Source organism: Acinetobacter portensis (genome assembly GCF_023158935.1).
Classification (GTDB): domain Bacteria; phylum Pseudomonadota; class Gammaproteobacteria; order Pseudomonadales; family Moraxellaceae; genus Acinetobacter; species Acinetobacter faecalis.
Map to the genome: position 1 here is coordinate 1,939,441 of NZ_CP096120.1, position 15,797 is coordinate 1,955,237.

Annotated in this window: 15 protein-coding genes; 5 read left to right on the top strand and 10 right to left on the bottom strand. The window is 38.8% G+C overall.

What is annotated here, in order from left to right; all coding sequences use genetic code 11:
- Positions 1–22: 22 nt before the first annotated feature.
- Positions 23–2,941, bottom strand: coding sequence for an AAA family ATPase (locus MZO21_RS09735; protein ID WP_005119228.1), 2,919 nt, complete (start codon positions 2,939–2,941; stop codon positions 23–25).
- A 453-nt stretch (positions 2,942–3,394) separates the two neighbouring features.
- On the opposite strand from MZO21_RS09735, the gene MZO21_RS09740 reads away from it, so the two are divergent.
- Entirely contained in the window at positions 3,395–3,925 is a 531-nt protein-coding gene (locus tag MZO21_RS09740; protein ID WP_000963725.1) for a conjugal transfer protein TraD, read from the top strand.
- Positions 3,926–4,157: 232 nt separating this feature from the next.
- Here the strand turns inward: MZO21_RS09740 and MZO21_RS09745 are convergent, their stop codons facing one another.
- From MZO21_RS09745 to aph(3'')-Ib, 4 genes are all read right to left on the bottom strand, one after another.
- Positions 4,158–4,568 carry a hypothetical protein gene (locus MZO21_RS09745; RefSeq protein WP_001057867.1) on the bottom strand — a complete coding sequence of 137 codons (411 nt, stop codon included), beginning with the start codon at positions 4,566–4,568 and terminating at the stop codon, positions 4,158–4,160.
- Positions 4,569–4,783: 215 nt separating this feature from the next.
- The gene (locus MZO21_RS09750; RefSeq protein WP_000656635.1) at positions 4,784–5,206 is read right to left on the bottom strand and encodes a hypothetical protein; all 423 of its coding nucleotides are present in this window, start codon (positions 5,204–5,206) and stop codon (positions 4,784–4,786) included.
- A 141-nt stretch (positions 5,207–5,347) separates the two neighbouring features.
- Positions 5,348–6,184 (bottom strand): aminoglycoside O-phosphotransferase APH(6)-Id, encoded by an 837-nt coding sequence (locus tag MZO21_RS09755; protein ID WP_000480968.1) that lies wholly within the window; start codon positions 6,182–6,184, stop codon positions 5,348–5,350.
- Positions 6,184–6,987, bottom strand: coding sequence for an aminoglycoside O-phosphotransferase APH(3'')-Ib (gene aph(3'')-Ib / locus MZO21_RS09760; protein WP_001082319.1), 804 nt, complete (start codon positions 6,985–6,987; stop codon positions 6,184–6,186). The genes MZO21_RS09755 and aph(3'')-Ib overlap by 1 nt, the downstream gene beginning before the upstream one ends.
- A 101-nt stretch (positions 6,988–7,088) precedes the next feature.
- Between aph(3'')-Ib and MZO21_RS09765 the strand changes: the two genes are divergently transcribed.
- From MZO21_RS09765 to MZO21_RS09780, 4 genes are all read left to right on the top strand, one after another.
- Positions 7,089–8,179 (top strand): IS4-like element ISAba1 family transposase gene (locus MZO21_RS09765; protein WP_085940648.1). Its coding sequence is split into 2 segments (ribosomal slippage): positions 7,089–7,629 and positions 7,629–8,179, totalling 1,092 coding nucleotides; the frame shifts between segments, so codons are not numbered across the junction.
- On the top strand, positions 8,176–8,925 hold the full coding sequence (locus MZO21_RS09770; RefSeq protein ID WP_248104207.1) for a methyltransferase regulatory domain-containing protein: 750 nt from the start codon (positions 8,176–8,178) through the stop codon (positions 8,923–8,925). The genes MZO21_RS09765 and MZO21_RS09770 overlap by 4 nt, the downstream gene beginning before the upstream one ends.
- A gap of 75 nt (positions 8,926–9,000) precedes the next feature.
- Positions 9,001–9,726 (top strand): leucyl/phenylalanyl-tRNA--protein transferase, encoded by a 726-nt coding sequence (gene aat / locus MZO21_RS09775; protein WP_248104209.1) that lies wholly within the window; start codon positions 9,001–9,003, stop codon positions 9,724–9,726.
- A gap of 18 nt (positions 9,727–9,744) precedes the next feature.
- Positions 9,745–10,560: an arginyltransferase gene (locus tag MZO21_RS09780; RefSeq protein WP_154772374.1), complete on the top strand. Its 816-nt coding sequence runs from the start codon at positions 9,745–9,747 to the stop codon at positions 10,558–10,560.
- Between the two features lie 16 nt (positions 10,561–10,576).
- Here the strand turns inward: MZO21_RS09780 and rimI are convergent, their stop codons facing one another.
- The 5 genes from rimI to rpsL all read right to left on the bottom strand — a co-directional run bounded on the left by rimI (position 10,577) and on the right by rpsL (position 15,727).
- Positions 10,577–11,035: a ribosomal protein S18-alanine N-acetyltransferase gene (rimI, locus tag MZO21_RS09785; protein WP_154772373.1), complete on the bottom strand. Its 459-nt coding sequence runs from the start codon at positions 11,033–11,035 to the stop codon at positions 10,577–10,579.
- Between the two features lie 116 nt (positions 11,036–11,151).
- Positions 11,152–12,342, bottom strand: a complete 1,191-nt coding sequence (gene tuf, locus MZO21_RS09790) for an elongation factor Tu (RefSeq protein ID WP_154772372.1) — start codon at positions 12,340–12,342, stop codon at positions 11,152–11,154.
- A 91-nt stretch (positions 12,343–12,433) separates the two neighbouring features.
- Positions 12,434–14,572, bottom strand: a complete 2,139-nt coding sequence (fusA, locus tag MZO21_RS09795) for an elongation factor G (protein ID WP_154772371.1) — start codon at positions 14,570–14,572, stop codon at positions 12,434–12,436.
- A 130-nt stretch (positions 14,573–14,702) separates the two neighbouring features.
- A complete protein-coding gene (gene rpsG / locus MZO21_RS09800) occupies positions 14,703–15,173 on the bottom strand; it encodes a 30S ribosomal protein S7 (protein ID WP_004279240.1) in 471 nt (156 codons plus the stop codon).
- Positions 15,174–15,352: 179 nt separating this feature from the next.
- Positions 15,353–15,727, bottom strand: coding sequence for a 30S ribosomal protein S12 (rpsL, locus tag MZO21_RS09805; RefSeq protein WP_004648013.1), 375 nt, complete (start codon positions 15,725–15,727; stop codon positions 15,353–15,355).
- Between the last annotated feature and the right edge of the window lie 70 nt (positions 15,728–15,797).

Genomic DNA, 15,797 nt, shown 5'->3' on the forward strand with positions numbered 1-15,797 from the left:
CACTTGCTTATGCCAGGTGAAGTTAGATTCTAGGTGTATTTCTAGGGGTAGTATTAAGATTGCTTTGCAGCTTCATCTTGTGATTAGGAGCATTCAAATTTTCTTCCGGTGCAGTAATCTTTTGCTTCAATAACTGCTCACGGTACTCGCTATAAACTTCAGTTTTATTGCGGGCAGTAAAACGGTGTGCGCTCTGATCTTTAAACTCTGTGAAGTACCGATCTGAATACTTAACAGAAAGTTTTTCAAATGGAATCTCATATTCCATATCATTGATTCGAGCTTTAATCATTGGTTTATCTTTCATCTTGTAGGCATCAAGAACCTTTAATTCTGTTCCCTTCTCAAAGGTTTCTTTCTTAAAGAATCCAGTCTTGATCTGTAACCCTTCCTCAAGTTTGAGAAGCTCACCTTTTGCAATTTTCATACCTCTAATGCTACCGATCTCATCACCTAAAATAGATTTAGATTTAAGATTCGCACGAACCTCGGTAACAATTTCTTCCTTCGTGAATGTACGATTCTCTGAAGTTAAAGCATGTATCTTCGAGTTAATTCCGTATATCTCCCGCTTATCTTCAATATGGTGGCGGTGATCTTGCAGATATGCTTTGATCAATTTTTCTTGCTTGTCTACTAAAGTGAAGTCTGTAGAAAATTCTTTCTTTTCTGATCGTCCTAGAACTTTTTTGAAGTTTTCAAAAGGTGTAACTTCTTTTTCAACAGGATTGTAATTCTGATCATATGAGATTTTCCCATCTGGACGTTTAACGAATTCTTTTTCATTCGTGGTAAACGACATAGCAGAATAATTAATTTCGACATTATGTTTATGTCGGGTCAAAGCAACATAAGTTAAATTAGCATTCATGTTCTCACTCGCCACAATATAGGCATTATCAACAGTCATACCTTGTGATGAGTGAATAGTATTTGCATAACCATATTTAAATTGGTTGTATTCATTTAAATCTACTTTAATGATCTCATTATTTCTATCTGACTGAACCATCATAAATTTAATGTTATTAAGATTATCTTTTTCAAAACCGATTACTTTTGCTGTTTCACCATTGCTAACTTTTAATTTTGAATCATTCTGCTTAAATACAATTTTTTCTCCGACAGTAATTTCAATATCACCGAAAGCAGTTTTAACATGATTACCAGTAGCAGAAAGTTGACCATTTTTAATTAATACATTTCTTGCCATGCGGTTTAATTCATTCACATCATTATTTGAATGAGCAAGCATTAACTTATTTTCGCTAGAATCTTCACTCCAAGATTTAATAGTTTTGGCTAGTGCTAGATCGTGAGATTCATATTCATTAACAGCATTAATGGTCTTATAAATATCTAATGCTTTGTCAACTTCATGCTTAGATAACAACTTAGATGCTTCAATCATTTTCTCTGATTCCTTCGCATATTTTTGTCGTTGTATATTTTCTAATGAAGCAATATTTTTCTTATCAAGGTTATCTTGAATATGAGCAAAAGCAGAACCAGCACTAACAGCACTTAACTGATAACTATCACCAACAAGTTTTATTTGAGCATCATGCTTCTCTACGATCATGAGAAGTTTTTGCATGTCTCTTGAGCCGACCATCCCCGCTTCATCTAAGATCAAGACAGTCTTATTATTGATCTCAAAATTACCACTTTCATATCGGGCAAGGAATGAAGCAATTGTACTGCTTGGAATATTACAATCGTCAGAAATAGCTCTAGCTGTAATTGCCTGCAAAGCAATACCATGAACTTTATAATCTGAAGTTTTGAAGGCTTCAGAAACAGCACTAAGAACATAAGACTTACCAGTACCAGCCGAACCATTTAGCAATGAGATTCGATCAGTAGAAGTCAAAGTATAATAGGCTGCTTCTTGCTCTCTATTGAATGTTCTTTTATCAGCAATTTTTACAGCATTTAAAGTGAATTTTTCAGTTAAATTAAATGGCTTCTGTACTCGACTTTGCTCATTGGCATTGTAGATAAATGCAGTAATAGAATCTTCAATTCCGACCAATTCTTTTGATGAGAATACAACCTTATCTTTCCCAAACAACATTGCCATATCAGGACAAGTCATTACAGCTTCATAGGCTTTAAGATATTGTTCTTGACTGTCAGTATGAGCCATAACAAAACGCTCAAGATCACGGGCAGTAAATACAGACTGATTAGAAGTTAAAGCTCTAATAACTTCCGAAGGACGCTCAATAATAATTTCGCCATTTTGATGACGTATATTTTTTATATTTTCATTAATGAAATATTTATGATTACTAACATAATCAGCCCTGAAGTTTTGACTGGATAATTCAAGCCCCTGAGCCTTATAACTTCTATGATCTATACGAGCATCAAGACCTAAATTTTCGCAAAAATCGTTTACATGGTTAGCCCATGATAAGCGTGTATCTGCCACAAAAACTTTAGATGAAAAATAGCGATCTTTACCTGCCCCGCCCTTTTCAGGATTAGTCGGATTGTAGCGTTTAAAGTGTTGTACTTCGTCACGATCAATACCATCTAATTTTCTTTCACTAAACATCAAATGAATATGAGGATTTTGTTCACCATCACTTGCTAATGGGCTATGAATTGCATAGGAATATGTGAAGTTTTTACCTAAAGTCTTATCTACAAATTCCTGTACTAATTCTTCACGTTGTTCTTTATTCAATTCTCTAGGCAATGAAATTTCCAATTCAGTATAAATACGTCCATTAATGCGTTCGTTCTTATCTGCTGACTTCCAAAAATGAGCAGCATCTTTAGCCCAATTTGGTAAATTTCCTGATTTTATATTTTCTAAATCTTCTCTTTTGTATTTACCTTCACGATTTATATAAGCGTAATGGCTTGCCCCTCGACTTCCCGAAGAACCGTATTGCCTACCTGATTTAACTGATAAGTGATAAATCGCCATAATTCGCCTATTTTGAATCTGCTTTTTTTGTTTCTCGGAGAGAAACGCGGAAGCGTGCATTCCAACTGCTGTTGTCATGATAACTTCAATATATATTCGCTACAAGGTGATAACCCATAGTTCAGAAACCCCAAATCTGAGGGTCTATAAGTGACACGATTAATAAGGATTTTTTTAAGCTATAAACTGTAATTTTTTGTTATTAGATAGACATTAGGATATTTTTTAAACTAAAGGACTGAAAGCCAATTTTAAAATTTTAAAAATCCTATAAAAAATGATCACCTGGCTAAATATTTTTCAATTCAAGTCATACTCAGAATAAATATTTCTTTAATTGTAAAAGTCAGAAATTAATAATTTAATATGATTTTTGTTGTTTAGTGCTGTAATAGATTTCCTCTATTTTTAGTTATGCTATGATTTAAAAATATTGACAATGAGGAAGTGGCAATGGCTATCGAAAATCTAAAATTTACTGAAGATCAAAAAAAGTTTGTAACTGATGAAATCTCTCGTTTGAAGGGATTAGAGAATAGAAACCAAACTGAAGATTTAATTTTGTCACTTGTTAAAAGTATTGAATCAGGCTCACCAACAAAGCAGCAAATTAGTTCATTTGAACGTGTAATGAAAAATGAATTTAAAAAACATAAAGCACGTTTAGAATTAGAAAAAATTAAGGAAGATGAAAAAAAACTTTTAGCTAGTTTGAAAAAAGATGCTCAAGCTGCTCAAGTTAAAGATCGCAAAAAACGTGAACATAAATTAATTTCAATTGGTGCGCTTTTTGAAATAGTAGATTTCCCAACTGAAGATAAAGGAATTATTACTGGTGTTCTTTTAAAGGCTCTTGAATCATATAAATCCAATCCCCAACATTTTGACAGTTTAAAAATTGCTGGTGACAAATTTATTGCTGATCGGGAACAATCAAAAAAATCTAAATCAACTCTAGTTGATAATTCAGGCTCTACAAATTAAAGAATATTCAAACTGGTAAAAATATAATTTAATTTTTTTCAGTCGCAACCCTGCGGGATTGCTTTGTTAATCCCGCTTATAGGTAACATGGAAGTAGTTGCGGGTCTGCGGTCAGCTAGCCAAAATCACAGATTTTGTCTGCTTCGCTTGCCCCATTCAACAGTAATCAGAGAAGGGAGGATTTTTCAGATTTTTCAGTTCGCAAAGTAGACACTTTGCTCTGCTCTATCGTTTAGGATTCAATATCTTTTTTTGAAAATTCAAAATAAATTAAATCTTTTTTACCTAGCTCAACCATTATTGAATTATAAAAATTGACAGGTAAATTTATAAATTCCTGATGCTCCGACCATAGTGCTTGTTCACCTTTGAATAGATATTTATATCTTGGATTGCCAAGTTCTATACGCTCTTTTTCTTTTGCAATTACTTCCGATCTGATTGCATTAAGCATATCTACAATTTGAATTGCTTTAGGGTCAATTTGATATTCCCTAGAGCTTTTCCCATTAATCCAAAGTTGAGCATCACGGCTATTGTACTTAGTTTCTTCCGTGTGGACTACCTTGTAAAATTCAATTATTTGCTCTGGGCTATATAAACCATTTCTGAAGCATTCAATTTTGAATTGAGCATTATTCATTTTTTCAGTTCCTTAATATTCATTATATGATACGCAATGAACCGCATTTTTTTGAAGCATTAGAAATCTAAACATCAAAAAAATGCGGGTGACTATTACCCCTATTTATTTTCAAATAAGAGCCTTAAATATAATTGCCAATCTTTATATATTAATTTTGAATGCTTCATATTTTCCTCTGTAGTGAATTGACCCCCTTCAGGGGGTCAACTGTTTTATGCGTATGATGATGTATAGCAGCGTTTATAAACTTTTGTACCTGTCGGCAATAATTCAAAATCTAATACTGTTGCATTTGCAGACTGATGAATCACGATATAGTTATCCATGATCTTTTTTTTCATTGGCTCTTTGCTGGTAAATTCATTCGGTAAAGGCACAACATAACCTTGCATTGAACCTGTTGCATCATAAGCCTGTTTAAGTTCACGGATGACACAATATGCCCGGCTTTTCTCAATAACTTGATAGAAGTCTACATTTGTTTGCTCATATCCCCATGAGGTATATAAGATCGTCCCGATCTCTAACTGATCACGGAATTTTTTAATTCGGGCTTTTTGTTCTTCCTTGTTCTTGATGGCGTTTTGATGGCTCAAGTTGTCTGATTGAATATTTTGAGAAACAGCTTCTTTCATACGTTCAACTGTTTTAAATCTAGTGTAGATAAAAGGGGGTCGTTTGCGGGAGAGGGCGAAATCCTACGCTAAGGCTTTGGCCAACGATATTCTCCGGTAAGATTGATGTGTTCCCAGGGGATAGGAGAAGTCGCTTGATATCTAGTATGACGTCTGTCGCACCTGCTTGATCGCGGCCGCGATAGCTAGATCGCGTTGCTCCTCTTCTCCATCCGCGTTCCAAGCTGCGGAAAGGCACCCATAAGCGTACGCCTGGTCGAGCAGGCGACGCGGATCGACGTCCAGCGCACGAGAGAATGCGTCCGCCATCTGTGCAATGCGTCTAGGATCGAGACAAAGGTCGTCTCTGTCAGCCGGATCGTAGAACATATTGGCGGCGCCAAAGCCCACTTCACCGACCAGACCGACGGGATCTATCACCAGCCAGCCGCGACTGGAGAACATGATGTTTTCATGATGCAGATCGCCATGTAGCCCACGCAGTTCCGAGGCATTGCTCATCATTTGATCGGCTATAATCGCCGCGTGGACGTAGTCAGTTTGACAACCTGCGTTTTGATCATCGCGCGCCCGCTGAAACAAAGCTGCAAAGCGATCCCGGATCGGGAGAAGGGCAGAAGGCAGGGGTTCCTCAGATGCGGCATACAGCTTCGCCATTAGTTCCGCTGCAATTTCGGTCGCCTGGTAGTCGCCGTGCTCGGCAACGATGTGAGAGAGCATTCGCTCCCCGGCATATTCGAGCAACATCAGATTGTTCTCACGACCGAGCAACCGGACTGCTCCCCTCCCATTGCGCCATACCAGATAGTCGGCCCCGCGCAGTTCATCAGCAATGTCTTCTATAGGTTTCAATCCCTTGACGATTGCAGGAGTCCCGTCTGGCAATGAAACTTTCCAAACGAGGCTGGAAAAGGTGTCCGCAATGAGAACAGGTTGCGAAACGTGCCAATGAGCAGGAAAAACAGGCGGCATGAACATCAACCCCAAGTCAGAGGGTCCAATCGCAGATAGAAGGCAAGGCGTTCGCGGTCGGGGGCTTCGATCCCCAATACATTGAATAGGACAGCGAAGGCGCGCTCTGCTTCATCTGGCGCTGCCCAGTTCTCTTCGGCGTTAGCAATCATGAGTGCCAAATCGGCATAGCGATCTGCTGTTCCGAGCCGCCCAAGGTCGATCAGACCCGTGCATTGAAGAGTTTTAGGGTCCACCATGAAGTTCGGCATGCAGGGATCACCATGGCAAACAACCATATCGGTGCGCTCTTGGTCGAGCCGCACCGGTAGCTCTCGTTCGACACGAGCCAAAAGATCGAGCTGCGGCGTACTCTTGTCCTCGTCCGGTAAGAAGTCGGGATTGACGGCATTGCGGGACACCACATCAACGGCGCGTCCGAACATTCGCGACAGCCTGCGCTCAAACGGACATTGATCAACCGATAGGCTGTGAACAGCGCCAAGTTGCTGCCCCATTGACGGCCACGCTTTGAGCAAATCCGCTCCAGACAGATCAGCCGCCGGTACTCCCGGAATTGCCGTTATCACCAAGCATGCACCCTCCTGTTCCTCCTGCCAGTTGATCACCTCGGGGCAAGCCACACCTCGACCTTTGAGCCAAATGAGGCGGTCACGCTCTCCAGCGAGCTCACCGCGGCGGGAAGCAGGTGCGATTTTCGCGAAGGCATGCCCGTCACCACGTCGAAAAACAAAATCACCAGATTCTCCGCCTCTGACAGGCAACCAGTCAGAATGCGATTCACCAAAAAAAATATTAGTTCGATTCAATGGAGGTTCCTTCAGTTTTCTGATGAAGCGCTCTGTACACGACAAAAATAGATAACTCATTGAAATAATGTCACAATAATTGTTTTCTAACGACGAATACTATGACACATCTCAATGAGTTATATCTTATCTTAAACAAATCTCTAAAATGGAACAAGTCACATTTAAAGTGCTTTGCGCTCATCATGCTTGTGATTATTTTAAAGCAAACATGTAATCTTTCTTCTGCATCTAAAGCCTTGCCCATCAAGTGTTTACCACAATCATTTTATCGACGTATGCAGCGCTTCTTTGCAGGTCAGTATTTTGATTATCGTCAAATTTCTCAGTTGATTTTCAATATGTTTTCATTCGACCAAGTGCAACTGACTTTAGATAGAACCAATTGGAAATGGGGAAAACGAAATATTAATATCCTGATGCTCGCAATCGTTTATCGTGGAATAGCGATACCTATCCTTTGGACATTGCTTAATAAACGTGGAAATTCAGATACGAAAGAGCGTATTGCTTTGATTCAACGCTTTATAGCCATTTTTGGTAAAGACCGTATTGTGAATGTGTTCGCAGACAGAGAGTTTATCGGTGAGCAGTGGTTTACATGGTTAATTGAACAAGACATCAACTTCTGCATTCGTGTTAAAAAAACTTCATTGTCACCAATCATTTAGGAAAGAATCATAAAATTAGTGATTTATTTCGCCATCTTAAAGTTGGTCAAATTGAATGTCGTAAACGACGGATTTTGGTTGGTCGGGTGAAACTATATATAAGTGCACTACAGTTAGAAAATGGAGAGCTTTTACTCGTCGTTTCTCCTCAGTTTAATGCCAATGCTATTCAGGATTATGCATTACGCTGGGAAATTGAAACCTTATTCAGTTGTCTCAAAGGACGCGGGTTTAATCTTGAAAATACGCGCTTGACAGACCCTAGACGAGTGAAAAAATTGATTGCGGTGTTAGCTATAAGCTTCTGTTGGTGTTACTTAACGGGTGAATGGCAACATAATCAAAAAAAAGCGATAAAAATAAAGAAGCATGGACGACTCTCAATGAGTTTATTTCGCTATGGTTTAGACTATGTTCAAATGGCGATTCAGCGTTTAATTGGTTTTGGGAAAAAAGAAGAGTTTAAGGAAATTTTGGCAATTTTAAGAAAGCAGAATCCTGATAGGATAAGGGTTCTGTGAAATTTGTCGTGTACAGAGAAAATTTTATTAATTCTATTGAACATCCTATTTTTAAAGAACAGTGTCGAGATTACTTTGCAAATACCCAATTTAGACGTGATTTATTTGTTCGAGGTAAAAATACCTTAACTCCTCTACAAATTAGGGAAAAGTTAAGAAAAATATCTTTTGTACTTTTAACAGCACCAGAACATATTCCAACCACAATTCAAGGATCTCTAGGTCAATTTAATTTAATTCAAGAAATCTACAAACCAATTGGTGAGTATTTCCAAAAAAATAACTATGCACCTGTAACGCTAGCCGAAATAGAAAATAATATTCCCGAGCTTAACTATAATCAAATTTCAAATGCGCTGACCATTTTATGTCATTTAAATATTACTCAACCTTGTTTCAATGAGCCGACCGATCTTATTTTGAAACAATTGCAGGACTTTAATTTATATACACTTGAACAAGCGAGTTTCCATCCAAACTATCAAGTATTAGCAAATCCATACTCAGGTATTGGTATTACTACCGACCATTTCTCTCAATTGTCTTATCCTGCACATTTTATTGATAAGTTAAAATCAGCAAAACAATTTGCAGAATATGTTCATAAAAACTTGCTTAACTTGAATTTACTCGTCCTCAATGAAAAAGGTGAGCTTGTAAAAGACAAGGCTGAAAGCTTGAAAATCATTCAGAAAAAGCGCAAAATTTTATCGATTCCGACAAAATTAAAATTGCACAAACATTAAAGCTTTTTGCTTAATCGTTAACATCATCTACAAGATCGGCTAATATAAAATCTGATTTTGTAGATGATTTCTCTTATGCTTCCACCTTCACAATTTATCTTTCCTAATCCAGCTGAAGTCGATCCAGAGGGAGAAGGACTAATTTGTATTGGTGCCGACTTATCGGCTTCTACACTTTATGAGGCTTATACGCATGGACTATTTCCTTGGTTTTCCGAAGGAGAGCCTATTTGTTGGTGGAGTCCAGAACCTCGCTGTATTATCGATCCTAAACAATATCAGCCGAGTAAATCACTCATTCGAAATATGAAAAAATTTGATTATCAAATTACGGTTAATCATGCTTTTAAACAAGTGATTCGCTCATGCTCTCTCCCCCGCAGCTACGCCAACGAAACATGGATTAGCGAAGACATCATTCAGGCTTATTGTGACCTTTTTAATGTAGGTTATGCATATAGCATTGAAGTTTGGAATAACACCAAACTTGTAGGTGGACTTTATGGAGTAAACATTGGTTTAGGATGTTTTGGGGAGTCGATGTTCAGCACTCAAACTGATGTCTCAAAAATGGCATTTTATGTTCTTATGCTCATTGGTAAAAAAAATAATTTACCGTGGATAGACTGCCAACTTGTTAATGATCACTTACTTAGCCTTGGTGCAGGTACAATTTCTCGTCAAGATTATTTAAAATCTTTACAAGAAGTTATAAAGCAACCGCAAATAGATTGGCAAACTTATAAAGACAGTGTATTTTCAAGTAAAACAATAGCGCTGAATAATGATTTATTCGAATGATAATTAAGAGGGATCTTTATGAATTCGTATCAACCGAAATCCCTACTCAATGAATTGCAGTACTACATCACACCACCACACGATTGTAGCTACCTCGACAATAAAACTTCTCGCATGGTGTTTTTAGACCCTACGCATAAAATTGATGTTGTCACGCTTTCTGAATTATCTCGCGTTGGCTTTAGACGTAGTGGTGATTTTACATATCGCCCCGAATGTAATTTATGTCGTCAATGCATATCTTCTAGAGTTCCTGCCAAAGAATTTCAAATGAATAGTATTCAAAAAAAGGCCTGGAAAAAAAACCAAGATTTAGATATCAATATTATTTCTACGCATCAAGCTACAGATGAACATTACAAGCTTTATGAAAGATATATCAACGAACGTCATGCAGATGGCGATATGTTTCCACCGACACAAGAACAATTCGAAAAGTTTTTAGTCCTCAGTTGTACTGAAAGTATTTTTATTGAATTTCGCTTAAACGAAAAACTTATTGCTGTTTCTACTTGTGACCAACTTGATGACGGTCTATCTGCTGTTTATACTTTTTTTGAACCATTAGAAAGTAAGCGTTCTTTAGGAACTTTTGCCGTTTTAAAACAAATTGAATATGCAACGAATTTAGGTCTAGATTACGTATACTTAGGCTATTGGGTACCGCATTCGAATAAAATGAATTACAAATCTCAATTCATTCCTTTAGATTTATTATTAGATGGTCAATGGCGACGACTAAATCGCACATTAACCAATGAAGAAATTTTACAACTGGGTAATTCACTTATGACTACATTACCTACAGGTTGGAATCATCCAGTAATTAAATAATTGCTAACAAATGAATTTATTTAAATAATTTAGAAAAATCATCTGTACATGATTTCACCATAATTACGGCATGCTCTTTTGTGCCATCAGTATTTGGATAATAATTTTTACGTAAGTCTATTTGATGAAAACCAGATTTCTCATATAAACCAATTGCCGCCGCATTACTTTCACGCACTTCTAAAAATATCTGCACGGGGTCATTTTTAAGTAATGAGATGGATTCATCTAAAAGCTTATATCCAATCCTCTTTCCTTGCTGACTTGGATGAACAGCCATAAGCAAAAGATTCGCTTCATCTAATACAGGCTGTAAAATACAAAATCCAACAACCTGACCATTTTCTTCATAAACCGTACTTTGATAAGCACTTACAGAATCTTCAAATTGTTTTCTTGTCCAAGGATGGCTTTGTACAAGGTTTTCAATTTGTGTAACCGAATCAACATCTGATTCTTGCATCAAACGAAACATTATTCGTGCTGCTATATTTAAAATAATGAACAAATTATAGAGTTTTTAAAAATGAAAGCGAATATCAAGGCAAAAAAAAGCGCCTCAAAGAGGCGCTTTTTTCACACAATCAGCGATTATGCAGTTACTTTAGCAACTACACCAGCACCAACTGTACGACCACCTTCACGGATCGCAAAACGTAGACCTGGGTCCATTGCGATTGGGTGGATTAATTCTACTGCCATTTCTACGTTATCACCAGGCATAACCATTTCTACGCCTTCTTTAAGAGCAATAGCGCCAGTTACGTCAGTTGTACGGAAGTAGAACTGTGGACGGTAACCGTTAAGGAATGGAGTATGACGACCACCTTCTTCTTTAGAAAGTACGTATACTTCTGCATCGAATTTAGTATGCGGCTTGATTGCACCTGGTTTAGCAAGTACTTGACCACGTTGAACGTCTTCACGCTTAGTACCACGTAGAAGAACACCACAGTTCTCGCCCGCACGACCTTCGTCAAGAAGTTTACGGAACATTTCTACGCCAGTTACAGTTGTTTTAACTGTATCTTTAATACCAACGATTTCAACTTCTTCACCAACACGTACAATACCAGTCTCAACACGGCCAGTTACTACTGTACCACGACCTGAGATAGAGAATACATCTTCAATTGGCATAAGGAATGGAAGATCGATAGCACGTTCTGGCTCTGGAATGTAAGAATCTAGAGCTTCAACAAGAGCTACTACAGCTGGCTCGCCGTATTGACCTTGGTCACCGTTAAGTGCAGCTAAAGCTGAACCACGGATTACAGGAGTGTCATCGCCTGGGAAATCATAAGTAGAAAGAAGTTCACGAACTTCCATTTCTACTAATTCAAGTAACTCTTCGTCATCTACAAGGTCGCATTTGTTTAAGAATACAACGATGTATGGAACACCTACTTGGCGAGAAAGAAGGATGTGTTCACGAGTCTGTGGCATTGGACCATCAGTCGCAGCACATACAAGGATCGCGCCATCCATTTGAGCAGCACCAGTAATCATGTTTTTAACATAATCGGCGTGACCTGGACAGTCTACGTGCGCGTAGTGACGAATTACTGAATCGTATTCTACGTGTGAAGTATTAATTGTAATACCACGTGCTTTTTCTTCAGGTGCAGAGTCAATTGCAGCGTAGTCTTTCGCTTCACCACCAAAAGTTTTTGCACATACAGTTGCAATTGCAGCTGTTAAAGTTGTTTTACCATGGTCGACGTGACCAATTGTGCCCACGTTAACGTGTGGCTTATTACGTTCAAACTTAGCCTTAGCCATGAGATCTTCCTTTTTAAACAACTCATGGGGATTAACCCATGAGCATTTGGTTTTAACTATGAATTAGTTTGGGCTTATAGTAATCGAAAGATTACTCGTCGTCACCTTTTTTACCGCCAGCTTGGAATTTAGAAATGATGCCTTCAGCCACGTTACGTGGAGTTTCAGCATATTTAGCAAATTCCATAGAGTAAGTCGCACGACCTTGAGACATAGAACGCATATGAGTTGCGTAACCAAACATCTCAGCAAGTGGAACTTCAGCACGAATTGCTTTAGTACCACCAGGAAGATCGTCCATACCTTGAACCATACCACGACGACGGTTTAAGTCACCCATGATATCGCCCATGTAGTCTTCTGGAGTTTCTACTTCAACTTTCATGATAGGTTCAAGAAGGATAGGATCCGCTTTCATGAAACCATCACGGAAGGCATAAGAACCCGCCATTTTGAACGATAATTCGTCAGAATCGACATCATGGTAAGAACCGTCGAATAAAGTCGCTTTAATGCCAACTACTGGGTAGCCTGCTAAAACGCCATTCTTCATACGTTCTTGAATACCTTTGTCAACCGCGCCAAAGAATTCTTTAGGTACAACACCACCAACAACTTCTTCAACGAATTGGTAATCTTTACCAGCTTCTTCAGCATCCATAGGCTCTAAACGAACATATACATGACCGAATTTACCTTTACCACCAGTTTGACGAACGAATTTACCTTCTTGCTCAACAGTCTTTTTGATTGTTTCACGGTAAGATACCATTGGTTTACCAATGTTCGCTTCAACACCGAATTCACGCTTCATACGGTCAACAATGATGTCAAGGTGAAGCTCACCCATACCAGCAATAATTGTTTGACCTGACTCTTCGTCAGTACGTACGCGGAACGATGGATCTTCTTTCGCCAAACGACCTAAAGCAACTGACATTTTTTCTTGGTCAGCTTTAGTTTTAGGTTCAACTGCAAGTGCAATTACTGGCTCTGGGAATTCCATACGCTCAAGTGTAATTACGTGGTTTTCATCACATAAAGTATCACCAGTAGTAGTATCTTTAAGACCTACACACGCAGCGATATCACCAGCACGGATTTCTTCGATATCTTTACGGTCGTTAGCATGCATCTGTACGATACGGCCAACACGCTCACGCTTCATTTTAACTGGGTTATAGCACGGGCTACCCGCTTTAAGAACACCAGAATACACACGAACGAATGTTAAGTTACCAACGAACTTATCGTTCATGATTTTGAACGCAAGTGCAGAGAAAGGAGCTTCATCAGACGCTTCACGAGAACCTTCAGACTCAGCTTTATCATCAAGAATACCCTTGATTGCTTCAACGTCAGTAGGTGCAGGTAAGAATTCAATTACAGCATCCAACATACGTTGAACACCTTTGTTTTTGAACGCAGAACCACAAAGCATTGGTTGAATTTCATTCAACAATGTACGTGCGCGGATACCAAAAACGATTTCTTCTTTAGTTAACTCGCCTTCTTCTAGGTACTTGTCCATGAGCTCTTCTGATGCTTCTGCAGCAGCTTCGATCATGTTAGTACGCCATTCGTTAGCAGTATCAACTAAATCAGCAGGAATGTCGCCATATTCGAATTGCATACCTTGAGATGCTTCATCCCAAATGATTGCTTTCATTTCGATTAGGTCAACAACACCTTGGAAGTTTTCTTCTGCACCAATTGGAACAACGATTGGCACTGGATTACCGCCAAGACGTGTTTTAACTTGTTCAACAGCACGGAAGAAGTTAGCGCCAGTACGGTCCATTTTGTTAACGAACGCAATACGTGGAACTTTATATTTATTAGCTTGACGCCATACAGTTTCAGACTGAGGTTGTACACCACCTACAGCACAGTAAACCATGCACGCACCGTCAAGAACACGCATAGAACGCTCAACTTCAATCGTGAAGTCAACGTGTCCCGGTGTGTCAATTACGTTAATACGGTGTTGTTCGAACTGGTTGCCCATACCTTTCCAGAAGCATGTTACAGCTGCTGAAGTAATAGTAATACCACGTTCTTGCTCTTGTTCCATCCAGTCAGTTGTAGCTGAACCTTCGTGAGTTTCACCTAACTTATGGCTCTCACCTGTGTAGAACAAAATACGTTCAGACGTAGTTGTTTTACCAGCATCAATGTGCGCTGAGATACCAATGTTACGGTAACGAGAAATTGGGGTTTGACGAGCCATGATTTCTTGCATTCCTAAATTTTGTTGTTTAAAACAGGACGCTTTAAGTTGCTAGCAACTTAAAGCGTTTTAATGACAAATTGGTGACAACCAACCTGTCAACTTCCTGATTAGGGCCTGTTTTATTTGCTTAGAAACGGTAGTGAGAGAATGCTTTGTTGGCTTCAGCCATACGATGCACGTCTTCACGTTTTTTAACCGCTGCGCCTTTACCTTCAGATGCATCAAGCAACTCACCAGCAAGACGTAAAGCCATAGTTTTTTCAGAACGCTTAGCAGCAGCATCTACTAACCAACGCATAGCCAAGGCAGTACGACGGGATGGGCGTACTTCCATAGGAACTTGGTATGTAGCACCACCAACACGGCGTGCTTTTACTTCGACCATAGGACGAACTTTTTCAAGAGTAGTCTCGAAAAATTCTACTGGGTCTACTTTTGATTTTTCTTGAACGCGGTCTAAAGCACCGTAAACGATACTTTCAGCAATAGATTTTTTACCATCTTGCATTACGTGGTTCATGAATTTAGCGATTGTTTGGCTACTGAACTTAGGATCCGGAAGGATTTCTCGAGCAGCGACTACGCGACGTCTTGGCATTTTAAACTACCTATAAATATGACACTTCAGGTTTATCCAGCATGAGTACAAAGTGTCATGTACAATTCGCTGGCCTTACTACACGTCGCTTGAATTTCACAAAATTAAATGCAGAAATCAGACAAGCGAGACGATAAAGGATTGCGGTATTACGTTCTTAAAATCTAATTCTTTACGAATTATTTCTTAGGACGTTTAGTACCGTATTTAGAACGAGACTGGTTACGATCTTTAACACCAGCGCAGTCTAATGAACCACGAACGGTATGGTAACGCACACCTGGTAAATCTTTAACACGACCACCACGGATAAGAACAACACTGTGCTCTTGTAGGTTATGGCCTTCACCACCGATGTAGCTAGAAACTTCAAAACCTGAAGTTAAGCGAACACGGCAAACTTTACGCATTGCTGAGTTAGGTTTTTTAGGTGTAGTTGTGTAAACACGTGTACAAACACCACGACGTTGTGGACAAGCCTTCAACGCAGGAACTTTTGATTTTTCAATCAAAGTTGTACGACCCTTACGGATCAACTGATTTGTTGTTGCCATTTGGCAATTCTCCCGTTAATTAAAAGCCCCAAAAAATACTACTTTTTGAGGGCATGCAATTGTATGTCAT